The organism is Paenibacillus sp. FSL L8-0470 (genome assembly GCF_038008625.1).
Classification (GTDB): Bacteria; Bacillota; Bacilli; order Paenibacillales; family Paenibacillaceae; genus Paenibacillus_AQ.
On the sequence record NZ_JBBOZM010000001.1, the window covers coordinates 1,487,908 to 1,510,143 of the forward strand.

At 50.1% G+C, this 22,236-nt stretch carries 27 protein-coding genes and 1 tRNA gene; 20 read left to right on the forward strand and 8 right to left on the reverse strand.

Going from position 1 to position 22,236, the window contains the following annotated elements; all coding sequences use genetic code 11:
• Positions 1–9 precede the first annotated feature (9 nt).
• Positions 10–1,515 (forward strand): leucyl aminopeptidase, encoded by a 1,506-nt coding sequence (locus NST99_RS06930; protein WP_341090602.1) that lies wholly within the window; start codon positions 10–12, stop codon positions 1,513–1,515.
• A 90-nt stretch (positions 1,516–1,605) separates the two neighbouring features.
• Here the strand turns inward: NST99_RS06930 and NST99_RS06935 are convergent, their stop codons facing one another.
• The 4 genes from NST99_RS06935 to NST99_RS06950 form a co-directional block, all read right to left on the reverse strand.
• The gene (locus NST99_RS06935; protein ID WP_341090604.1) at positions 1,606–1,752 is read right to left on the reverse strand and encodes a hypothetical protein; all 147 of its coding nucleotides are present in this window, start codon (positions 1,750–1,752) and stop codon (positions 1,606–1,608) included.
• A gap of 110 nt (positions 1,753–1,862) precedes the next feature.
• Positions 1,863–2,045, reverse strand: a complete 183-nt coding sequence (locus NST99_RS06940; RefSeq protein WP_341090607.1) for a FeoB-associated Cys-rich membrane protein — start codon at positions 2,043–2,045, stop codon at positions 1,863–1,865.
• A 43-nt stretch (positions 2,046–2,088) separates the two neighbouring features.
• The gene (feoB, locus tag NST99_RS06945) at positions 2,089–4,101 is read right to left on the reverse strand and encodes a ferrous iron transport protein B (RefSeq protein ID WP_341090608.1); all 2,013 of its coding nucleotides are present in this window, start codon (positions 4,099–4,101) and stop codon (positions 2,089–2,091) included.
• On the reverse strand, positions 4,098–4,340 hold the full coding sequence (locus tag NST99_RS06950) for a FeoA family protein (RefSeq protein WP_038587302.1): 243 nt from the start codon (positions 4,338–4,340) through the stop codon (positions 4,098–4,100). Before NST99_RS06950 ends, feoB begins: the two co-directional genes overlap by 4 nt.
• A 241-nt stretch (positions 4,341–4,581) precedes the next feature.
• Here NST99_RS06950 and NST99_RS06955 point away from each other — a divergent pair, with 241 nt between their 5' ends.
• The 3 genes from NST99_RS06955 to NST99_RS06965 all read left to right on the forward strand — a co-directional run bounded on the left by NST99_RS06955 (position 4,582) and on the right by NST99_RS06965 (position 7,993).
• Positions 4,582–5,541, forward strand: a complete 960-nt coding sequence (locus tag NST99_RS06955) for an aldolase catalytic domain-containing protein (protein ID WP_341090609.1) — start codon at positions 4,582–4,584, stop codon at positions 5,539–5,541.
• A gap of 181 nt (positions 5,542–5,722) precedes the next feature.
• Entirely contained in the window at positions 5,723–7,849 is a 2,127-nt protein-coding gene (locus NST99_RS06960; RefSeq protein ID WP_341090612.1) for a putative bifunctional diguanylate cyclase/phosphodiesterase, read from the forward strand.
• A 73-nt stretch (positions 7,850–7,922) separates the two neighbouring features.
• Positions 7,923–7,993 (forward strand) — tRNA-Gly (locus NST99_RS06965).
• Between the two features lie 84 nt (positions 7,994–8,077).
• Here NST99_RS06965 and NST99_RS06970 read toward each other — a convergent pair.
• From NST99_RS06970 to NST99_RS06980, 3 genes are all read right to left on the reverse strand, one after another.
• A complete protein-coding gene (locus NST99_RS06970) occupies positions 8,078–9,298 on the reverse strand; it encodes a tyrosine-type recombinase/integrase (RefSeq protein WP_341090614.1) in 1,221 nt (406 codons plus the stop codon).
• A gap of 220 nt (positions 9,299–9,518) precedes the next feature.
• Positions 9,519–9,917: a hypothetical protein gene (locus NST99_RS06975; protein ID WP_341090617.1), complete on the reverse strand. Its 399-nt coding sequence runs from the start codon at positions 9,915–9,917 to the stop codon at positions 9,519–9,521.
• Positions 9,910–10,545, reverse strand: coding sequence for a LexA family protein (locus NST99_RS06980; RefSeq protein ID WP_341090621.1), 636 nt, complete (start codon positions 10,543–10,545; stop codon positions 9,910–9,912). Before NST99_RS06980 ends, NST99_RS06975 begins: the two co-directional genes overlap by 8 nt.
• Positions 10,546–10,740: 195 nt before the next feature.
• Here NST99_RS06980 and NST99_RS06985 point away from each other — a divergent pair, with 195 nt between their 5' ends.
• From NST99_RS06985 to NST99_RS07035, 11 genes are all read left to right on the forward strand, one after another.
• Positions 10,741–10,971: a helix-turn-helix domain-containing protein gene (locus tag NST99_RS06985; protein WP_341090622.1), complete on the forward strand. Its 231-nt coding sequence runs from the start codon at positions 10,741–10,743 to the stop codon at positions 10,969–10,971.
• Positions 10,958–11,239 (forward strand): helix-turn-helix domain-containing protein, encoded by a 282-nt coding sequence (locus tag NST99_RS06990; protein WP_341090623.1) that lies wholly within the window; start codon positions 10,958–10,960, stop codon positions 11,237–11,239. Before NST99_RS06985 ends, NST99_RS06990 begins: the two co-directional genes overlap by 14 nt.
• A complete protein-coding gene (locus NST99_RS06995) occupies positions 11,229–11,420 on the forward strand; it encodes a hypothetical protein (protein WP_341090624.1) in 192 nt (63 codons plus the stop codon). Before NST99_RS06990 ends, NST99_RS06995 begins: the two co-directional genes overlap by 11 nt.
• A gap of 4 nt (positions 11,421–11,424) precedes the next feature.
• Positions 11,425–11,553 (forward strand): hypothetical protein, encoded by a 129-nt coding sequence (locus tag NST99_RS07000; protein ID WP_341090625.1) that lies wholly within the window; start codon positions 11,425–11,427, stop codon positions 11,551–11,553.
• Positions 11,511–12,125, forward strand: a complete 615-nt coding sequence (gene yyaC, locus NST99_RS07005; RefSeq protein ID WP_341097580.1) for a spore protease YyaC — start codon at positions 11,511–11,513, stop codon at positions 12,123–12,125. Before NST99_RS07000 ends, yyaC begins: the two co-directional genes overlap by 43 nt.
• Positions 12,091–12,312 (forward strand): hypothetical protein, encoded by a 222-nt coding sequence (locus NST99_RS07010; protein ID WP_341090627.1) that lies wholly within the window; start codon positions 12,091–12,093, stop codon positions 12,310–12,312. Before yyaC ends, NST99_RS07010 begins: the two co-directional genes overlap by 35 nt.
• Positions 12,313–12,382: 70 nt before the next feature.
• Positions 12,383–12,667: an AbrB/MazE/SpoVT family DNA-binding domain-containing protein gene (locus tag NST99_RS07015; protein WP_341090631.1), complete on the forward strand. Its 285-nt coding sequence runs from the start codon at positions 12,383–12,385 to the stop codon at positions 12,665–12,667.
• Positions 12,668–12,792: 125 nt separating this feature from the next.
• On the forward strand, positions 12,793–13,296 hold the full coding sequence (locus NST99_RS07020; RefSeq protein ID WP_341090632.1) for a hypothetical protein: 504 nt from the start codon (positions 12,793–12,795) through the stop codon (positions 13,294–13,296).
• Positions 13,296–14,495 (forward strand): DUF2800 domain-containing protein, encoded by a 1,200-nt coding sequence (locus tag NST99_RS07025; RefSeq protein WP_341090633.1) that lies wholly within the window; start codon positions 13,296–13,298, stop codon positions 14,493–14,495. Before NST99_RS07020 ends, NST99_RS07025 begins: the two co-directional genes overlap by 1 nt.
• 27 nt (positions 14,496–14,522) lie before the next feature.
• Positions 14,523–15,389: a DUF2815 family protein gene (locus tag NST99_RS07030; protein WP_341090635.1), complete on the forward strand. Its 867-nt coding sequence runs from the start codon at positions 14,523–14,525 to the stop codon at positions 15,387–15,389.
• Positions 15,377–17,347: a DNA polymerase gene (locus NST99_RS07035; RefSeq protein ID WP_341090637.1), complete on the forward strand. Its 1,971-nt coding sequence runs from the start codon at positions 15,377–15,379 to the stop codon at positions 17,345–17,347. The genes NST99_RS07030 and NST99_RS07035 overlap by 13 nt, the downstream gene beginning before the upstream one ends.
• Position 17,348: 1 nt before the next feature.
• Here NST99_RS07035 and NST99_RS07040 read toward each other — a convergent pair whose 3' ends face one another.
• Complete coding sequence (locus NST99_RS07040; RefSeq protein ID WP_341090638.1) at positions 17,349–17,891, reverse strand: hypothetical protein; 543 nt, start codon at positions 17,889–17,891, stop codon at positions 17,349–17,351.
• Between the two features lie 78 nt (positions 17,892–17,969).
• Here NST99_RS07040 and NST99_RS07045 point away from each other — a divergent pair, with 78 nt between their 5' ends.
• The 5 genes from NST99_RS07045 to NST99_RS07065 all read left to right on the forward strand — a co-directional run bounded on the left by NST99_RS07045 (position 17,970) and on the right by NST99_RS07065 (position 22,136).
• Positions 17,970–18,275: a DNA-entry nuclease gene (locus NST99_RS07045; RefSeq protein ID WP_341090639.1), complete on the forward strand. Its 306-nt coding sequence runs from the start codon at positions 17,970–17,972 to the stop codon at positions 18,273–18,275.
• A gap of 187 nt (positions 18,276–18,462) precedes the next feature.
• Positions 18,463–18,894: a hypothetical protein gene (locus NST99_RS07050; RefSeq protein WP_445745016.1), complete on the forward strand. Its 432-nt coding sequence runs from the start codon at positions 18,463–18,465 to the stop codon at positions 18,892–18,894.
• Between the two features lie 118 nt (positions 18,895–19,012).
• Positions 19,013–19,537 (forward strand): hypothetical protein, encoded by a 525-nt coding sequence (locus NST99_RS07055; RefSeq protein WP_341090642.1) that lies wholly within the window; start codon positions 19,013–19,015, stop codon positions 19,535–19,537.
• Positions 19,538–19,549: 12 nt separating this feature from the next.
• Positions 19,550–19,702, forward strand: a complete 153-nt coding sequence (locus NST99_RS07060) for a hypothetical protein (RefSeq protein WP_341090643.1) — start codon at positions 19,550–19,552, stop codon at positions 19,700–19,702.
• 25 nt (positions 19,703–19,727) lie between these two features.
• Positions 19,728–22,136: a virulence-associated E family protein gene (locus NST99_RS07065; protein ID WP_341090644.1), complete on the forward strand. Its 2,409-nt coding sequence runs from the start codon at positions 19,728–19,730 to the stop codon at positions 22,134–22,136.
• Positions 22,137–22,236: the final 100 nt, after the last annotated feature.

Below are 22,236 nucleotides of genomic sequence, written 5' to 3' on the forward strand. Positions count from 1 at the left end.
GGAGTTCTATTGAATATTGAATGGAGCTGCGGCAGTTCAATAGCTGCCATAAAGGGCGATGTTCTTTGTTATATAGTCTCACAAACTGAAATTGAGGCGGGCAGTCTTGCAACGGAGTGGAAGGAGCGAATGGATCCGCTGGTCAAAGCCGGGCTTTTTACGGGCAAGCTGAACCAGACCTATACACTGCCTGCTGGGGAGGCATTTGAAATTCCTGTCATTCTGCTGGCGGGGAGCGGCAGCGGAGATTTCGACGCAGAGGAGATCAGGGTGCTGGCGGCCCAAGTATCCCGGGCTGCATTACGGCTGAAGGCGGCAACACTCGTGATCCAGTTACCTGCCGGCTTAAAGGTGAAAGAGCCGGAAATGACTGCTCAGGCGCTTACAGAGGGCTTTGTACTGGGGGCGTACCGGCGCAAACATTATAAGCAGGAGCAGCCTGCGTTTGCAGGGTTGACCTCCATTACATTCCATAGTGAGCTTAAGGTGGAAGAAGCTGAGGGGAATAGCTGGAGTCAGGGGATCGAGCGGGGGCTGGCCTTTGGCGAAGCAACCAATTTGGCCCGGGACCTAACTAACCTTCCCGGCAATCAGCTGACACCGTCTGCGCTTGCGGCCGCGGCGATTGATGTGGCTGAACGTTATGGATTTCCCGCTGAAGTGCTGGATGAACGGGAGATTGAACAGAAGGGAATGGGAGGCTTGCTTGCTGTCGGCAAAGGCAGCATTCATCCGCCGCGGATGATCGTCATTCGTTATCAGGGAACAAACGAGTGGAAGGACGTCGTGGGAATTGTCGGCAAGGGCATCACTTTCGATACCGGCGGCATTTCACTGAAGAGAGCACCAGGCATGGAAGAGATGATCAGCGACATGGGCGGTGCTGCAGCCGTGCTTGGGGTGACAGAGGCGCTGGGCAGGCTGCGCCCGAAGCTCAATGCCGTAATAGTTATTCCTTCTGCCGAAAATATGCCTTCAGCCAGTGCTTTTAAGCCAGGTGATGTTGTGACCTCTCTCAGTGGAAGAACCATTGAAGTGCTAAATACCGATGCCGAAGGCCGGATAGTACTGGGAGACGGACTCACCTATGCCCGGGAGTGGGGAGCGGAGCGGTTCATAGACGTAGCTACCCTCACAGGGGCTGTGCTGTCCATACTGGGGGATGTTGCTACAGGAGCCGTTACCAATGACCAGACCTTTATGCAGGAGCTCATGGAGGCTTCCAGGTTGTCCGGGGAGAAGATATGGCAGCTGCCGGTGTATCCCGAATTCCGTGAGATGCTGAAAAGCGAGGTCGCGGATGTCCGCAATGCTGCCGGGAGATTCGGGGGGGCTACAACAGCCGGATTATTTATCGGCGAGTTCGCTGAAGGACTGCCCTGGATTCACTTGGACATTGCCGGAACGGCATTCCTCTCCAGGGAGCGGGGGGTTAATCCGAAAGGTGCCACGGGTGTAATGGTCCGGACGTTGCTGGAATATCTGCTGGGAATAAGTCAGCAGCCCCATTCCTAGAGGATGATCACATCAAACAAAAGCCGTAAAGCTCCATCATCCGGAGCTTTACGGCTTTTCCAATGCTGATCCTTCATCCGGCAGAGTGGCCTATACGGTTCCGCTGGATTTTTTGGCTTTTACTTGAGAAGTAAAAGACTGTATGCCGTTCATGATCTTGTCGCGGGTATTTTTATTTTTCAGTAAATAGGCTGCTCCCAATGCTACCGTGGTAAATAACGTTTTTTTGGTGTTCATGGTTATTCCTCCTTGGGTATTGGTCTTCGTTGCAGTTGCTTATAACAAACATACCCGTATGGCGGGGAATTCAAACCCGTTTATTTCTTCCTATCCGTCCGTGCTGACGATTAAAGCTTGTTATTGGGTACTCCTCCACCGCAGGAGAACGGAGAGTCCAGGGATGCCGCCGAGCAGGTTTTCCCCTTGTCACAGCCAGCACAAGCCCCCTGTTTGCCCTTTTGAACATGCCGGTAAATCATCCAGCCGGAGTAACCAAACACAGCCGCTATAATTAAAATATTTATTATCATTGCCAAGCCCCGCTTTCATCAAGAAATCTGTTTGTTGCAGATTCTACGACCATCCCAATAAACGTCCGCCCTGGAAAATAACCAGAGATACAATATATGCCAGTACGAGGGAGTAGCTCATGGAGAAGAAGGTCCACTTCCAAGACGCCGTTTCCTTCTTAATAACCCCTACAGTTGCCAGACAAGGAATATACAACAGGATAAAGGCCATGAAGCTTATTGAGCTTAGCGGAGTAAAGACTTGGGAAATTTGTCCTTCCAGTCCAGCAGCATCCGGAGCATGATAAATGATGTTCATGGTAGATACTACGACCTCTTTGGCCAGGAATCCGGGTACAAGCGTTGAGCCTGCCTGCCAGGTCCCAAAGCCAAGCGGGGATAGCAGTGGTGCAATCATTCCCCCGAATTTCGCCAGGAAGCTATGATCCATTTCAACGTTGAATCCGCCGGGACCTGCGTAAGACATCAGCCAAATAATTACCGAGCCGGCGAGGATAATAGTTCCCGCCTTGCGCAGAAAGCCCTTGCCCTTCTCCCAGGTACTGCGGCCAAGCGCTTTGAGCTGCGGCATCCGGTAAGGAGGAAGTTCGATAATAAAGATAGACGATTCATTCTTAAACAGGTGTTTGGAGAACAGCTTACATAGGATTAGGGCAAACACGACACCCATGACATACATTGCCAGTACGGCCGTGGCTTGCTGGGCCGGAAAAAAGACCGCTGCAAACAGCAGGTATACCGGCAGTCTTGCTGAGCAGGACATGAGCGGCATCAGCAGTGTGGTCAGCATACGGTCTTTGGGCTGTTCAATACTGCGCGCAGCCATAATGGCAGGCACATTGCAGCCGAAGCCGATAATGAACGGGATGAAGGCTTTGCCGTTAAGACCCATCCGCTCCATCGTGCTGTCCATCAACAGGCAGACACGCGCCATGTAACCGGAGTCCTCGAGGAAGGAAATCATCAGGAACAGGATGAAGATCTGTGGAACGAAAACAACTACACCACCAACACCGCCGATAATACCGTCTACAATAAGCGCATGCGTGAAGCCGGAAGCTCCAATGGTTTGAAGCAGGGAAGTGGCGCCTTCACTGATCGGACCGGAAATCCATCCGTCTACAATATCCGATAAAGGTCCGCCTACCCAGTCAAAGGTTGTTTTGAACATCGCGTACATAAAGGCGATGAACAGAGGCAATCCCAAGAAACGGTGTGTCAAAATGGAGTCGAGTCTTTCTGTCAGATTATGCGGTTTCTGTGCTGTAGTATCCATCGCCGCCAGACATACGGCACGAATATGATCCATACGGATGGAACGAATCCATTGCGGAAGGGTCAATGCCAGCTTCTTGTTCTGTAGTTCGCTTTGACAGTTGTCACAAATCATCAACAGGCGGTCCGTATTTACACGTTTCTTGAGCAGTTCAAGGACGACAGGATTTTGTTCCATCAGCTGGAGCGCGACCCAGCGGCGGTTTGGTAAGCCCGGGGTATGCTGTAATTCCTGCTCAATCGAAGAAATGGTTGCTTCAGCCAATTCACCATAATCAAGTTTGAAGTTGACCGGGGGGATTGTCGTTCTTTTCTCCAGAACGCTGAGCACTTGTCCGCTTCCTTTGCCGGTTCTGGCAATCAGGGGCAGCACGGTAATGCCGAGACGCTCTTGCAATATTTCGTGATCTACAACAATGCCCCGTGCTTTGGCAACGTCGATCATATTCAGACCCAGCACAGTAGGTTTGCCGTATTCCAGTAATTGCAGGGTAAGCAGCAGGTTCCGTTCCAACTGGGAGGCATCCACAATATTGATCAGGGCCTCCGGCGATTCATCGATCAGGTATTGGGCAGCTACACCCTCATCCCGGGAGAGCGGATGCAGCGAATAGATTCCGGGCAGGTCGATCAGCTTTCCTGCGCCGTTTTTCAGGCTGCCGACCTTTTTCTCCACGGTTACACCGGCCCAGTTCCCTACATATTCATAGGAAGAAGTAAGTGTATTAAAAAGTGAGGTTTTCCCTGTATTGGGATTTCCCAAAAGTGCTATTGAACTCATGATACATTCACCTCAATGCGGGAGGCTTCCTTCCGCCGAATGGCAAACAGCTGGCCGTTGCACTCCAGAGTAACAGGCCCCCAGAAAGGCCCTTTTCCCTTGAGCCGGATATTAACGCCTTCGGATACCCCTAGATCAGCCAGACGGCGCCGTAATATGGGGTTCATTCCTTCTATTTTATGGATGGAGCCTGTAGAGCCCGGTTGTAAGCGCAGTAAGGAGCAGGATGTAGAAGCCATTTTCTATCCCTCCGAGAGAGACTGATAATCAATCTCATTCATTTTCTTGTACTGTAGCATTTCGTATAGAGATTTACTGTGATATATGTCATTGTTACGTTGTTGTGAAAAAGGATATGAAAGAAACCTGGAATTTTCTTTACAACTTCTTCTTCACTAAAGTATGATTGTACGATAATGATTGCATAGTAAGTCTATGCTGGCGGCAATAATGAAGGATATGTGGAAGGGAGAACAAATAGTGAAGAGTAATCAGAGTAAAATTGTAGATTGCACCATTCGTGACGGAGGACTGGTGAACAATTGGGATTTTAGTGTTGAATTTGTGCAGAATCTGTACGCCGGATTGAACGAGGCCGGTGTTGAGTATATGGAAATCGGATATAAAAATTCACCGAAGCTGCTTAAAGGAGCAGAGGGAGCAGGTCCGTGGCGTTTTCTGAACGATGATTTCCTGCGCAAGGTCATCCCGCAAAAGGGGAACACCAAACTTTCCGCGCTTGTAGATATCGGCCGCGTGGATGTTAATGATATTCTGCCGCGCAGTGAAAGCATGCTGGATCTCATCCGTGTAGCCTGCTATAGCAAGGATGTGGACAAGGCTTTGCAGCTGGTGCAGACCTTCCATGATCTTGGGTATGAGACAACGATCAATATTATGGCTTTGTCTAACGTGATGGAGAATGAGCTGCTGGAGGCATTTGAACAAATCCGCGAGAGCGTGGTTGACGTTGTATATATTGTGGATTCTTACGGCAGCCTGGATCATAATGATATTCATTATCTGGTGGAAAAGTTCAGAACGCATTTGCCGAATAAACGTTTGGGCGTACATACCCACAACAATCTTCAATTGGCCTTCTCCAATACGCTTATTGCATCCGAGAAGGGTGTAGAGCTGCTTGATGCCTCCTGTTACGGCATGGGCCGCGCCGCAGGCAACTGCCCGACCGAGCTGCTGGTTACCCATCTGAAAAATACAAAATATACGCTGCGGCCGGTTCTGGATGTCGTTGAGCGGTTGATGATTCCTCTGCGGGAGAAGGAAGAATGGGGATATATTATTCCTTACATGATCACCGGCACACTGGATGAGCATCCGCGCTCTGCAATGGCGCTGCGTTCTTCGGAAGACAAAGATAAGGCTGTAGAATTTTATGATAAGCTTACAACTCCTGAGGTGAACTTCGGAGATAAATAATCGGTATCCTGCAGAAGCACTGACCTCTATATCAGAGGAAGGTGCTTTTTTTGCTGTTTTTTCTTTTATAATAAAGAAACAAGAATGTAACTTTATGGGGTAGCCAAGCCGATATTTATACATAGGACTTAAATTTATCCGTATATTTATAAATAGATATCATTTCAGACGCGAGGGACTTATGAGACAAGAAGAGAGAAAGACCATTCAAGCGGCTATAGTAGGAGCTGTGCTGTTCCTTCTAATTCAAATTTTTCGTACACCGCTCAGTAATATTGAGAATCAGAATTGGCTTTCGGCCCTCTATCTTATGATCGGCTGTTGCAATATTGCTTTTGGTTTCGCAATTTTTGCTCAGGGCTGGCTGTTTTTCTCCGATAAATTATCCAAGGCAAGACTTTACACCTCTGCTTTATTTTTTGGAGTATGTATTTTTGATTTCTTACACACGTTAAGCTTTGCAGGTATTCCCGGGATTTCTTCGTACATTACTTCAGAACAATCGCTTTGGCTGCTCACCTTCTCCCGTTTGGCAAGTGCACTTGGAATCCTAGTTATTTTTAGCAGAGAGGATCAGCCGGTATCTGTTAGAGGCAAGAAGAAGGTCTTCAGTGTTGCTATTTTGCTGATTGTGCTTTCTTTGGGGGGACTAATCTTCAGCCACTCTATTGCTGCGGAACAGTGGGATTATTCATGGATAAACACTTTAAAGCATATCGTGGATATGGCTGTGCTTTTTGTTTATCTGCTTGGAGTAGCTATTATCGTGTACCCGGGCAAAATTGAAAAATCGGCGTCATTGCTCATAATTATCCGTGCGCTGATCTTCTTCGCCATGGGCCAGGTCTTTTTTATGAATCTGTTCAGTATCGGCGAAATGGACTATCTCTTTGGAATGCTAAGCAGCGGAGTAGCCTATTACCTTTTGCTTACCGGTGTCTACCGGTTGACGATTGAAGAGCCTTTTCATGAGAACCAACAGGCGGAAGCGAGGATTAATTATTTGGCGTATCATGATGAATTAACAGGACTGCCGAATAGAAGGTGTCTGATGCAGCACGCTGAAGAAATCGTTCATCGCGGCGAAAAAGACAAGACTCAAGGATTCTCAGCGTTCTTGATTATGAATATCAACCACTTTAAGAACATCAATGATTCACTTGGTCATTACGCTGGAGATCTGCTGCTGCAGCTGGTTGCAGAGCGCATAAGAAATGAAGTCAAGTCAAACGAAGAAATGTACAGCATGGGTGGCGATGAGTTCGCTTTTCTGATGACAGACCGCACCGGTGTGGAGAACTGTCTGGTCCGGGCGACTGAGCTTTTGCGGTTATTCGAAACACCGGTAAAGCTTGAGTCTGGAGAATATCACATTTCACTAAGTCTCGGAATGAGTATTTACCCTGGGGACGGGGACACTGCAGAAGAACTGATTCAGAATGCCGATACCGCTGTTCATAATGCCAAAGAACAGGGTGTAGAAATCCGCCGCTACACCCCGGCCATGCAAATGAAGGCCAAGGAACGCTTCAAGCTGGAGAATGATCTGCGCAGGGCACTGGAACGCAATGAGTTCTATCTCGTCTATCAGCCGCAGGTGCAGCTGGATACCGAAGAAATTGTCGGCATGGAAGCACTGCTGCGCTGGGAGCATCCCAAGCGTGGACTTGTGTCGCCAATCGATTTCATTCCGATTGCCGAAGAGAGCGGGCTGATTGTTCCAATCGGTGAATGGGTCCTTAGAACGGCCTGCCTCCAGAACAAACAGTGGCAGACAGCAGGGTACCGGCCGATATGTGTCTCGATCAACTTGTCCATGCGCCAGTTTCTTCAGCCGAACCTGGACGGCAAAATTGCTGCCATTTTGCAGGAGATCGGGCTTGATCCTTGTTATGTCGATCTGGAAATTACCGAAAGTATGACTCTGGACAAAGAAACCGCCTTTGATCAGCTTAACCGTCTGAAACGGCTGGGTGTGTTCATCAGCATAGATGATTTCGGGACAGGCTATAGTTCATTGCACTATCTGAAGAATATGCCAATCGACCGGCTTAAGATCGACCGTTCCTTTGTTTCAGAGGTTATGGAAGACAGCAACAACGCGGCGATTGTATCGACGATCACATCCATGGCGCATCATCTGAAGTTGAAGGTAACCGCTGAGGGTGTCGAGAACAAGGAGCAGCTGCAATTTTTACGCCAGCAGCATTGTCATGAAGCGCAAGGCTTCCTTTTCAGCAAGCCAATCAAGGCGGCCGAATTTGAACAGGCTTTCCTCACACCCTTAATCCCATCACCGTCTTCGTAGAAATTCTGTGAGCCGATAGGGTTGCATTTTATTCATAGGAATGATACAATACTTTTTGTCTTCACTTTGCATTGCGGGTGTAGTTCAATGGTAGAACTTCAGCCTTCCAAGCTGATAGCGTGGGTTCGATTCCCATCACCCGCTTTTATCACAATCTTTACCTAAGCCCTTGCGCCACAAGGGTTTTTTCTTTGCGAATTTTTCGACAAACCGTTGACTACTTTTTGTTCATGGGGCAATTGATGGGGCAATTTTGATGTTTTTTGGATTAAGCCCTTCAAGTTTATCGACTACCTCCCGGTTAATAATATCGGACTCATGAGTATATTCTGCGCTCATGTCTAGCTTGGCATGACGGAGCCGTTCCTGGATTGTCTTAAGATCAGAACCGGATTCCCGTAGTAGCATACCAGCAGTATGCCTGAGGCCGTGCAATTTTACGTGCGGAAGTTCGTGCTTCTTCAAAAATCTCCTCCAGGTCAACGTCGGCGTGGTCGGATAATAGGGCAGTCCGTTGCCTCCATGGAACAAGTACTGTTTATCGGCCCCTTTCCACTTTCTGCACTGCAGCTTCTCTTTACGCCAAATTCGTTCTAATCGCTTTAATTCCTCCATGTACCACGCGGGCATTCCTACCCAGCCCTCGCTGGACTCTGTTTTTACTTCACCTACAATTGTGTTGCCATCTTCGTCCAAGGTTATTTGTTTGTCAATCCAAATTGCTTGTCTTTCGTGAGACACATCTTTCCATTCTACGGCCAGCAACTCACCTCGTCTGAAGCCGCCAAGCATACAACCTGTAAAGTATAGCCGCCAATTGATAGGAAGCTTATAGAGCGCAATCAGGAGCTGCTCAACTTCAGCCCAAGAATAGTGCTTCTTTCTACTACGGATTTGTTTTCGTTCCTTCTTACTTTGTCCGGGGCGCTTTACCCCATCCATGGGGTTGTGAGATAGCACCCCCCAGTCAGCTGCGGCGTCAAAAATGGACTTGGCTGCTTTATAAATATTGAGCTTTGTATTTGTGGCCAGCGGGGCATCAGTTTTTTGATTGGTAAGTTCCGCAAAATAGGTGACCAGGTGGAGCGTGGTGATCTTGTCCATCCTAATATCACCAAAGGTCTCCATCAGCCTGCCGTCCACGATAGCCATTGTGTTTTTCACGGTATAGCCGCCCATATTCTGATCTGCGTAACCTTTCTTCCATTTAGGGACGAAATTTCGAAATGTGAATTTACTATCTTTACCTTTGCTCGGTATCAAACCGGATTCGACCGTATCCGTCCACTTCGCCAACTCCAGCGTAAGCCATCGCTCTGTCTTTGTCTGAGATCGGGCAATTTCCGCTGGAATCTCAACTACAATAGATTTTTTTGGGCGATTGACCTTTGACGGGTCGCGGGCCACCAGTTTGTACTTGTTCCCTGCTAGATGTTCTGTCCAGGGCATCCTAATTCACCATCCTCAGATATGCTATAACAACTCTTCATCCAGTTCCTATCAATTCGTCGATAAGCTTATCCCATCTTTATAGATGCATTCATAAGCTGGAAAATTAGATCCAGGCAACGGGGATTTAACTTTCATCTTTGTAATACATTGGTTTTTCACCTCCTTTCAAGAACATATGTTCTGTTTTATGGACAAAAAAATAGCCTACTATGGGTAATTAAAAATCAATCCAATTGCAAGATAAAATATCTAAGGATCTCGTTTGCATTATTATCTGCAAATCAGACATCTGGATGACAAACTGCTCAATTTCTAAAAGCTTGAAGGATGGAGCTAATGGTTCGCCGCGAAGCTTATTAATTCTCTTTTTTACATATGGAAAGTGTATACCGATATGTTCTGGCAACTCTGTGTTAATCATCAATTCAGTGTTTAATATAGAAATCCCTAGTGTATCGTCATTAATTTCTTCTTGCGATGTTCGTTCAAAAGGCTGATTAAGGGATATGTAGGCAGTTTCTGCGCTCCAATCAAAACCATTCTTCGGCTTTACAATAAGCCATTTAGGTATCTCTACTCCTTCGCTGTATCTATAAATCACACTAAGTCTATACATCGAACTCCACCTTTGTAACCTGACCCTGGATCAGAACTTCATCAATAGGGAAAACCCTCGGAGGGATGTTTTTATTTGCCGCCTGAAGGATTATGCTATCCCCCTCATAAAACACTCTCTTCAGTGTTCCTTCGTCACCGTTAACGATGACAACCCCGATCTTTCCATGCTGGCAATGCCTTTGTTTCTTTACCAGCACCCTCATGCCCTCACCTATTCCTTCTTCGATCATGCTATCACCTTTGACTATAAGAAAAAAATACTCCCCATCCGAAATTGATTCCTTTGCAACTATCTCATAACCAACAATATCCTCTTGTGCAAGGCTGTTGTATCCTGCTCTGACCTCTCCATAAATCGGAATTTGAACCATCTCCACTGTCGACATGTCCATATCAAATGTTTTGCTTGGGTTAAGCGCTTCTGTTTCGCTACCGGTCAGATATCCGAGAGGCTTCCCAAAGTAATTAGCTATTATTTGTAATGATTTTACCTGAGGATTTTCTGTTCTATTGCTGAGGATTTGAGAAAGGGTAGTGTACGGAATTCCGGTATCCTTAGCCAACTTATATTTACTAATTTTACTCTCATCCATAAGCTTCTGTATTCTTTCGGAAATGGTACTCACCACTCAAAATCCTCTCTATACTATGTCTCTTATGAGTTATAACTCATTAAAGTCATATTATATCGATTTAGTTAGGCTTGTCAAGAAAAATAGCGGAAATAGAAGATAAAGAAGGATTATATGGCGTATATGAGTTATAAATGCATTTGTGTATAACGTCATTGAGTTATATTATTGTTTCAGGAGGTGAGCAACGTGGGGCTGGCAATCGAAAATAACGTGGATAGGCTGATCACAGAGAAAGGCTGGACAATCTACCGTCTTTCTAAAGAAAGCGGAGTCGCCGTATCTGCATTGTACAACATAGGAAAAAAAAGACAAGGCCCATACGCCGAAACGCTAGTAAAACTGGCTGACGCTTTGGGAGTATCGCTAGACGAACTGGTCCGCGAGAAGGGGGCTGTTATAGAAGATGACAACCGCTGATCTGATCGAAGCCATTCGTATTGACATCAAGCAGGGATTACGAGAAGAAATACTTGCAGAGCTGCAGCCCGAAATTGAACGGCAACTGTATTCGAACATCTTCGATATTTCCGAAGCTTGCCGGTACCTAAAGGTTTCAGATAAAACAGTACGGAGGATGATCAAGGAAGACGGGCTGCCTCATTTCTGGCAACGCGGTCAAATCTTTTTCAAACAAGATTCATTGAATCGATGGATAACCAAAAAGGAGACCACGCATGATCATTAACATTCATGCCGAACTGGCCGCTGCGCAGATCCATCTAGAGTGCGCGATCAACGCCATGCTACAGCAGCGTAACCTCAAGCATGTAACAAGTCTGGGCAAAGCCAATTACCTGACTCGTGAGACGCTGGTAGCACTGAAGCTGGAGGAGGCAGGCCATGAAAGCAAATTCCGAGTCAGCTGACCTGATGTTGAGACGCTTGGAGCTTCGCCGGCAACGTTGGCAGATTCAGAATGGTCGGTTGATCGTTGAAGAGCCGGAAGCAGCCGTTTGGTGGCTGGATCGCGAGATTGCAGAAATGGAGGCGGGCCGTTGAAAACACGTAAGGAGATTGAGGCCCTAAGCCGGCAGTTGGAAGTATTGCTTCCCGCCGATGCGTCGAAAGTAGCGTTCCTGTGCATCGGCACAGATCGCTCAACAGGCGACTCTTTAGGCCCATTGGTCGGTCGTTATCTTAAGCGGCGCGGTGTTCCAAATGTAATTGGCACTCTTCATGACCCGTGTCACGCAGTAAATCTTCAAGAGTGTCTTGATTCCCTACACGGAAAGTTCGTCATTGCTATCGACTCTTGTCTTGGTAGATCAGAAAGCATCGGTCGGATTGATATCAAAGAAGGACCGTTACAGCCTGGCGCTGGGGTCAATAAAGAATTGCCTGCTGCCGGAGACGTACACATCAAGGGAATTGTGAATGAGGGTGGGTATATGGGGTTTTTTGTCCTCCAGAGCACGCGTCTTGCCCTAGTAGACGACATGGCCACAGCAATCGGCAGGGCGATCTGTTTAGCACTGAAACGAAAAAGGATATCAGCGCTTACTGAGGTCGCTAGTGGAATAGAAGGGAGGCAGGCCAGTGAGCAGAGTAACCGGTCCACTAGAAGTCATTGACTTCTGCAGCAATCCGAATTGTCAGGCTGAAATCTTTTTTGGCCAAAGAGTGGTACAGCACGGCAAGGATCTGTATTGCGGTAACAAATGCTTATGCGAGGGTATTGGCGCTGTGGTAATCAAGGCAGACGATAACCTTGGAAGGGGTGATGCCAAGTTAAACGAAAAAGACGACCTTCCGGGGTAGGAGCCGGTGGCCGTCTGCATCAACACTACATTATGAGGTCAGTGTACCACTGATCAGAAGGAGATTCAATATGAAAGCTACTGGAATTGTTCGTCAATTGGATGGACTTGGCCGTGTTGTTCTTCCTAAGTCACTTCGCCACACCTTGAATATCGCAGAGGGAGACGGTCTGGAGATCTTCGTGGAGGGTGAAAAGATCATTCTTCGGAAATACACACCTGGATGCTGCTTGTGCGGCAATGTGGAGCGCGAACTTGTAAGTCTCTATCCGGAAAAGCTAGTCTGCAAGCCCTGCATTAAACTTATTGTCCGTGAAGAGAAAAAGCTGGTCGATGGCTTTGCCAGCAGTCATTAAGCTGTCTCATGTTGTCTGCTGTGAAGTCTGTGGCCATATCGTAAATACCCGCTTTATCCGTAATTGGAATGACCGCGAGGTCTGCACTCATTGTATTACATCCCTATTATCCGAGGAGGATCATCATGCCCGTACAAATTAATATCACTGGCGATAACGCCAAGCAAGCCGTCTCCGAATTGGTTTCCTTTCACTCTTTACTGTCTGGGTCCACACCTGCAGAGGTTACTGCACCACCTATTCAGGCTTCTGCAATTCAAGTGCCGCCTGCAACTACTCCAGAAATGGGTGGCTACGGCCAACCTCAACAGTGGCAAGCACCGCAGCAGTCTGGTGTACCCGTGCAGCAAGGTTACGGCCAACAGCCTCCAGCCCAGCAGCCGCAGTATGGCCAGCAACCACAACAAGGCTTTACCCAGCAGCCTTCAACAGGTGCAGTACCAACCTCTACACCAGCGTACACCCTGGATCAACTTGGCGTGGCCACTCAGCCAGTCATGGACGCTGGACACTCTGGCCAGCTGATCGGTTGGCTGCAGCAGCATGGTGCCTCTTCTTTGACCACGCTTGATCCGAAGTTTTACGGCGACTTCGCCACATTCTTGCGGTCCTTGGGAGCCAAGATCTAATGGCGGCCGGGGAGATTGCACACGCAGAACGGGCGCATGCCCTTCTGTCGGCCAGCGGATCGCACCGCTGGCTGCACTGCCCGCCGAGTGCCAGGCTGGAAGAGACGCTTCCCGATTCAGAGAGCGAGGCCGCCAAGCGCGGTACGCTGGCTCATGAGATCAGCGAGCTGAAGCTGCGGAAGGCATTCACGGATCAGATGCCTACCCGGACGTACAATGCGGCACTGAAGAAGTTTAAAGCCCATGAGCTGTATGAGCCGGTTATGGAGGATCACACGAATGCTTACCTGGATTATGTCCAGAAGGTTGTCCATTCGTTCCCTTCGCCGCCATTCGTGGCCATCGAGCGCAAAGTGGATTATAGCGACTATGCACCGGAAGGTTTCGGTACATCTGACTGCATTATTGTCGGTAGTCGGCAGTTGCATGTGATCGACTATAAGAACGGTCAAGGCGTGCCTGTGCCGGCAGAGGATAACCCGCAAATGAAGCTGTATGCACTTGGTGCGCTTAAAGCCTTCTCGCTGTCGTTTCCGATTGAAACCGTGCATCTGGCCATCGTGCAGCCGAAGGTATGGGAGCAGCCTTCCGAGTGGTCACTGTCAGCAGCGGATCTACTGGCTTGGGGTGAGAGTATCAAGCCGATTGCAATGCAGGCGTTCAAGGGCGAAGGATCATTTGTAGTAGGCAGCCATTGCGGTTTCTGCCGGGCGAAGGAGAAATGCCGCGTCCGGGTGGAGAGCCTGCTGTCCCTTGAAACGATCGTACCTAAGAAGCCGCCGCTGATCAGCTGGGAAGAGGTTGCCGACGCTTTGCGGCGCGGTGAGGGGATTGTCAGTTGGTACAACTCCATTAAGACCCTCGCCTTAGCTGAAGTGCTCAAGGGTACAGAGCTTCCAGGGTGGAAGGCCGTAGAGGGGCGAGGCACCCGTGAATACGCGGATCTAGATGCTGCCTTTGCCCACTTAAAGGATAAAGGCATTGACGAAGCCGTGCTCTATGAGCGTAGACCGCTGACGCCGCCGGCATTGGAAAAGGTGCTGGAGAAGAAAGTCTATAAGGAACTGCTGGAGGAGCCGGGTCATGTCATTAAACGTTCTGGAGCACCGACACTTGCGCCCGCAGATGACAAACGACCAGCCGTTACCAATCAAGTTAAACCGGAGGATGTGTTCAGCACACCGCCGGAGCAATCATAAACCCAAATCACAGGAGGTCACACAACTATGAATCAAGTCGATGCAACTGCAGTAACCACAGGACAGGTCAGACTGAGCTTTGTACATTTGTTTCAGCCGCACGCCAATCAGCCTGGCCAAGAGCCGAAGTATAGCACTACTATACTGATTCCGAAATCAGATTACGCGACCATGCAACGGATCAACGCCGCTATTGAAGCCGCTATACAAAAAGGCGTATCGGCAACTTGGGGCGGCGCACGTCCGCCGCAGCCAAAAACGCCGATTCACGATGGTGACGGTGTTCGACCCAATGGGGATCCCTTTGGGCCAGAGTGCAAAGGGCACTGGGTGCTCACTGCCAGCAGCAAGCAGCAGCAGGCAGTGGTGGACATGAACATGAACCCTATCATCAATCAGACTGAGATCTATAGCGGCGTGTATGGCCGTGTGAACATTAACTTCTTCCCCTACGCCAACAGTGGGAACCGTGGTGTAGGTGCTGGTCTAGGTCCCGTGCAAAAGCTTGCTGACGGCGAACCTCTTGGCGGCCGGATCAGCGCGGAACAGGCTTTCGGCGGAAATGGTGGGGGCGTAGGCTATACCCCGGCTCCAGCACCGCAGGGTTTTGACCAAATCCCACCGCAGCAGGGCTATGGTCAACAGCCTCCAGCACAGCAGGGCTACGGCCAAGCCCCGCAGCAGCCGCAATATGGCCAACAACCTCCGGCGCAACCGCAACAGGGCTATGGCCAGCAGCCGCCAGCACAACCGGGTTACGGTCAGGCTCCACAGCAGGGCTATGGTCAAGCACCACAACAGCCACAGCAAGGCTACGGCCAGCAGCCGCCGGCGCAACAGATTGACCCGATCACAGGCAGATCGTTGCCAGGTGGCGGCGTATGGGGGATCTAATCTGGCACCTCTCCATCGATATTGAAACCTACAGCGATATAGACATCAAGAAAGCGGGATTGTACAGATATGTACAGTCCCCTGCTTTTCAAATCCTCCTCTTTGCTTACTCCTTCAATGGTGGCCCTGTACAGATTGTAGACATGGCTCAGGGTGAGCAGATTCCGCCGCAAGTTATCACAGCATTAAGCGATCCAAACGTCATTAAACACGCATACAACGCCGCTTTTGAGTGGTACAGCCTCAATAAATTCTGGTCTTCACCGATTGAGCAGTGGCGCTGTACACAGATTCACGGTCTGTACTGCGGATACCCTGCAGGGCTGGGTAAGGTTGGCGAAGCGCTGGGGCTGCCACAGGATAAGCGCAAGATGGGCGTGGGTGGATCCTTGATCCGGACGTTCTGTGTGCCGGTGAAAAAGCCCGCGAAAGCAAATGGATACCGTACTCGGACGCTGCCGCACCATGAGCCCGAGAAATGGCAGCTTTTCAAAGATTATTGTATTGGTGACGTCGTGGCTGAAATGGAGATCTTGCGCCGGTTATCGGTGTTCCCGGTTCCGGATATGGAGTGGCAGCTGTGGCAGCTGGACCAGCGGATCAACGCCCGCGGCATTGCATGTGACTTGCATCTGGTTGAGGGCGCGCTGGCAGTGGATGAACAGATTACTGCAGAGCTTACCAAGGAAGCCGTACAGCTCAGTGGCCTTGATAATCCGAAGTCGGTCCAACAACTTAAGAAATGGCTTACTGAGGAGATCGGCGAAGAGGTTGAGGATTTGAAGAAAGACACCGTATCCGGACTGATTGAATCGGTGGAGGAAGGCAGGGCGAAGCGCGTGCTGGAAATCCGCCGGGAGCTATCAAAGACCAGTACCAAAAAGTACGTGGCCATGAAGACCGTAGCTTGTGAGGATGGCCGGGTGCGCGGGCTGCTGCAGTTCTATGGGGCCAACCGGACTGGACGATGGGCGGGCCGATTGGTGCAGGTGCACAACCTTCCTAAAAACAAGATGGAGACGCTGGCATATGCTCGGCAGCTGGTCGCGGATCGGAATATCAACATGCTCAAATTCATGTACGGCAATGTGCCGGACACACTCTCGCAGCTGATCCGGACAGCATTTGTAGCTCCAAGCGGTAAAAAACTCCTGGTCGCTGACTTTAGCGCTATCGAGGCCCGCGTTATCGCCTGGCTGGCTGGAGAGCAGTGGCGGCTGGACGTATTCGCCACACACGGCAAGATCTATGAAGCCTCAGCATCAGCCATGTTCGGCGTGCCACTGGATGAAGTCAGTAAGGACTTACGGCAAAAGGGTAAGGTGTCGGAGCTGGCGCTGGGTTATCAGGGCGCTGTGGGTGCTTTGATTCAAATGGGTGCCTTGGATATGGGGCTGTCTGAGGAGGAGCTGCCGGAGATCGTGACACGATGGCGCAACGCCAATCGGCGTATCTGTGATCTGTGGTTTGCCTTTGAAAAGGCAGCTATCCAGGTGATTGAAACCGGAATGCCGGTAGGTGTTCGTGGGATAATCTTCGCCCGGGAGAGCCATCACGGCAACAGGCTGGACTTCTTTACGGTTCAGCTCCCAAGTGGTCGCAAGCTCTATTACGTAGAGCCACGCCTTGCGCAGAATGATTTCGGAAAGAGCGCCTTGCACTACATGGGACCGGACCAGAAGACAGGCAAGTGGACGCTGATATCCACATATGGGGGCAAGCTTGTGGAGAACATTGTGCAGGCAATTGCACGAGACTGCTTGGCCGTAACGCTGGTCAGAGCAGAGCAGGCTGGATATGACACGGTCCTGCATGTGCATGATGAGCTTGGCATTGAGTCGGACCGTCCGGAGGATCTTGATGAGATACTGGCGCTGATGAGTGATCCGGTAGATTGGGCTCCAGGACTGCCGCTTAAGGGCGCGGGCTTCGTAACTGAATTTTATATGAAAGATTAAGTTATTTCATATCGAAGACCTCTCTAAAAGTTTTTAACAAGTCATCTACCTCACCCATATGGATAGGTTCATCTATTCCAAATTTTAATTTTCTGTATTCTTCTCTGGGCTCCACTTCTTCCCAGTTGTTGAATAGATAAGTGTCTAGTTTTAGCCAAGCTCCATTTATGATATATCGATCTTGTGCATCAAATAATTCAGCTATGTATACCGGTGGGATGTTAGGTTCAGCTGATTTGTTGAAAAAACGGCTATTCTTTAGTTTCTGAAATTTTATTTTGTTGAGCTCGACCATTATATCCATGCTTTGCCTTTTTAATTCAACTAAATACTGGCTCTTCAATGCTAAGGCCAGTTTAGCCTTTTGATCTTCCATGTTTTCTGCTATTCGAGTTGAAGCAAGAGCAGCTATAGCACTTTCCTCTGCAGCTTTGGTGCTTCTTTTAGTAGCCTTCCAAAGTAGCATGCTGAAAATTGAGGTGGCGAAAACGCCTAGTAAGGAAATAATTGCACTGCTTAAAGCGATCCAATCGGAAGTATGCATTATGATCTCTCCTATATTTTGTATTCTGATTATCTATACGAGCTTTCATATAAACAGTTTCCATTTGGAGGTGATTTTATGGGTCAGCGATTTATACGCGGGGCGCTGGCTCCGCATCCGGATGATGTCCTTGATGGCATTACCTATGACTGCGGTGGCAGGATGGAGTATCATCCAGAATTTCATTTTAGTCACGGTGAGCCCTGGAGCTCTGAGGATCTGGAATACCTTTGCACCTTCTATGGGGTGGACAGTGCCCGAACGCTCTCCTTCGCTCTTGGAAAGACAGAGCCTGTCTGCCGGGTGAAATTCTACAAGCTGAAAAGCAATGGGAAAGTGGAATTCTATCGGAATTGTTATAAACAAAAATTGGAGGCTAATTGATATGGACTATAAATTTGCAGTTGCCAAAATTAAAGACATCGACACCCTGCTGCCAGCAGATCAGGCACAAAAGTTTTATGGGCTGCTGAACATGATTGACGCTGCCCGCACACGGCAAGGTAAGCCTTATAACTCCTACATCGTCATTAACCTGGATGAAACGTATGCCGGTGATGTTGCTGAGATCATGAAAGCAAACGGACATTGGGATGATGGGAATCCGGTTGTGCTGAAGCGTGGCCACTCCATTAATGAGCTGGTCAAGGAAGCCCATGACACTGCCGTCAACAAAGGCTGGTGGGATAAAGAGCCTAGCTTCGGTGAAGTCCTCGCGCTGATACACAGCGAGGCTTCGGAAGCGCTGGAGGACTTCCGGGCAGGCATGCAGCCAGCAAGTTTTCGTTACGAAGAGAAGACAGAGGGCGGACTACTGCTTACACATGCCAATCAGAGGTCGGTTTACTGGAAGCCTTGTGGTATTCCGTCTGAGCTGGCTGACATCGTGATTCGGGTGATGGACGCCTGCGGCCATTACGGCATCGATTTGGAGAAGGCAATCGCCGAGAAGATGACCTATAATGCCACGCGACCACAGCGCCATGGCGGCAAAGTATTATGATTCCGGATCCATTCTTCCAGGAGATTCCCTGGGATATTATCACAGACGATAACGGCGCGGTGATCGGTGAGGTGTATCGCTTGCTGCCGGCACCGCCGCCAAGGAGGCGACAACGCAAATGGGGTACGACTTCTACATCACACCTGACGAATACGCCCGTGCTGAAGCCAATGGAATAAGCCGAATGCGCCTAGAATACCGTGTTCGTGCATGGGCCTGGGATAAAGATCGGGCAACCACTACACCACCGCGCCCGATGCAAGATCGGTCAGAGTGGCGGAAAGTAGCTGAAGCGAATGGGATTCCCCGCAAGCTATTCTATCAGCGCATTCTAAAAGGCGGTTGGTCAGAAGAACGGGCAGCGACACAGCCGATAGCAACAGAGGAGGACCGGGCAAAAGCGGCAAGGATTGGTCTTGAGGCTATGCGTGTTCATCCTGCAGAGTATATCATCCTTGCGAGAGAAAACGGTATTCCATATAAACGCTTCGCTTGGCGAGTACGGCACGGTTGGAGTTACGAGCGTGCTGCTACAGAAGGGAAAGTGTCTCCTGAAGAGGCTGGGAGACGTGGGAAGCGGAAAACTGAAGAACTACACGGTGACATAAATGCCATTATCTTTAAATCAAATACATTCAAGTAGGTGAGAAACAAAATGAAATGGGAAGCTTTTGAATGTGATGAATGCCATCAGCGTTATGCTCTTGAGCAGGCTGAGGGTGACGAGATAGAGGAGCCACTTTGTCCGGCATGCACCGGAATGTACAGTACCCCTATCGAGCTTAAAATCTTCGAACCTATTAAATGATTAACGACTAAAGGCGGTATGCCCTGTGAATTTTAACAGATCGATAACCATATCAGCGGCCGGCAGCCGCCGCGCTACACACTGGCCAGCTCAGACGCTTCTATGGTCTGAGCTAGTCGAACGGCTGCGGGTGGCCACACGAGGCACGGAGACGCTGACGCAATATCTGGCGATGCCAAAGAGTCAGCAGGATGACCTGAAGGACGTGGGTGGCTTCGTTGCCGGGACGCTTGACGGTGGCCGCCGCAAGGCTGCTGCCGTGCTGAGCCGGGACGTGCTGACCCTTGACCTCGACAGTATCCCACCAGGTGGCACGCCTGATGTGCTGCGGCGGCTGGATGCCCTGGGGTGTGCTTATGCGGTTTACTCAACGCGCAAGCATGAGGAGGGGCGGCCACGGCTGCGAGTGCTGGTTCCCACAGATCGGACGGTTTCCGTAGACGAATACGAGCCGTTGGCCCGGAAGCTCGGCCAAATCATCGGGATTGAGCTGTGTGACCCGACTACTTTCGAAGCTTCACGGCTGATGTACTGGCCAAGCTGCAGCGCAGACAGTCAATTTGTGTATGCCTATGGCGATAAGCCCTTTGTTTCGGCAGACGGCTTGCTTGGAATGTACACCAATTGGCGCAACATCCAGGAGTGGCCACAAGTGCCGGGAGCCAGTGAGGCCCATGTCCGGTTGGCTGCAAAGCAAGGCGATCCCTCGAGTAAGACGGGTGTGGTCGGCGCGTTCTGTCGGACCTATGACATTCATCAAGCCATTGCTGTGTTCTTGCCAGGCGCGTACCTGGAGACCGATGACGGCACAGGCAGATTGACCTTTGCCGGCGGATCCACGGTGGGCGGGGCTGTGGTATATGACGATGGCCAGTTCTTGTACAGCCATCATGCTACGGATCCGACCAGCGGCCGCCTGGTCAACAGCTTTGACCTGGTGCGGCTGCACCGGTTCGGGGCTCAGGATGATGAGGCCAAGGCGGGTACACCTACGAATAAACTCCCGTCTTATACGGCCATGACGGCGTTCGCCCTGGAGCTGGAACCCGTTGCCGGGCTGCTGAAGCAGGAGCGATATGAAAAGGCCGTGACTGAGTTTAACGGTGCCGGTCCCGCATTCCCAGTGCCTCCAGAGGATCTGAACTGGATGCAGAAGCTAGAGATCAACAGTAACGGAATGTACCTGAAGACCGTGGACAATGTGCTGATTGTGCTGGAGTATGACCCTGTGCTGCGGGATAAGATTGCTTTTGATGAGTTTGCCAATCGGGGGCTTGTGCTCGGTTCGCTTCCATGGGATGGCCGTACGGAGCGGCGGCCGTGGGCTTCTTCGGATGACGCGGGGATCTACCACTATACCGAAAAGGTGTACGGCATTGCGGTGGAAGCGAAGATCAACCACGCGCTGACCATCATCACGCACAAGCGTCGGTTCAACGATGTTCAGCGCTACCTGGAGAGCCTGCATTGGGATGGTGTGCCCCGGCTGGATACGCTGTTGCGGGACTACTTAGGCGCTGAAGACAATGTGTATACCCGGGCCGTGTCCCGTAAGTCCTTGACGGCTGCTGTGGCCAGAGCCATGGTGCCAGGCGTCAAATATGATTACATGCCGATCCTAGCCGGTCCGCAGGGACTAGGGAAGAGCACCTTCTTGCGGCTACTCGGCAAGCACTGGTATTCCGATAGCTTGACCACCTTTGAAGGGAAAGAGGCCTGCGAGATGATTCAGGGCATCTGGATCAACGAGGTGGGCGAGCTGACGGGGATGAGCAAGGCCGAGACGAACAGTGTCAAGCAGTTCCTGAGCCGTACTGAAGACATTTACCGTGAAGCCTATGGAAAACGAACGATGCCGTATCCGCGGCGCTGCGTGTTCTTCGGGACCACGAATGACAGCGAGTTCCTACGTGATCGTACAGGCAATCGGCGCTTCTGGCCGGTGGATGTGGGGCAGCTTCCTTCTATTAAGAGCGTGTTCCGGGATCTGGAGCCGGAAGTGGATCAGATTTACGCGGAAGCCTTTGTGCGCTGGCAGCTGGGAGAGCCCTTGTATTTATCCGGAGAGGCTGAGGACTTGTCCAAGCAGCAGCAGGAGGCCCACAGGGAGAGCAATGCCAAAGAGGGTATCATTAAAGCTTTCGTGGAGCGTCCGGTTCCGGAAGACTGGCAAAAGCGTGATGTGCCCACGCGGCTTATATACTGGGGCGGCGAATTTGGGAGGCCCCATGAAGGGCAGGCGGGGCCCCGGGATCGGGTATGTGCTGCAGAGGTGTGGTGCGAGTGCTTCAAATCGGATATTAAGTTTATGAAGCAAACGGACGCCCGCGAGATCAATGGGATTTTGTCGACCATACCAGGTTGGGAAGACTATCGCGGACTATTCGGCCCCTACGAATTGCAAAGGGGATTTCGCCGAAAAAAGGCACATTGACAGATTGACACTTCGACATTGACAGATTTTGAAGTGTCAATAATGGCCGATTGACAGATTTTAGAGTGTCAATAAGAGTGTCAATAAGACTGTCAACCGC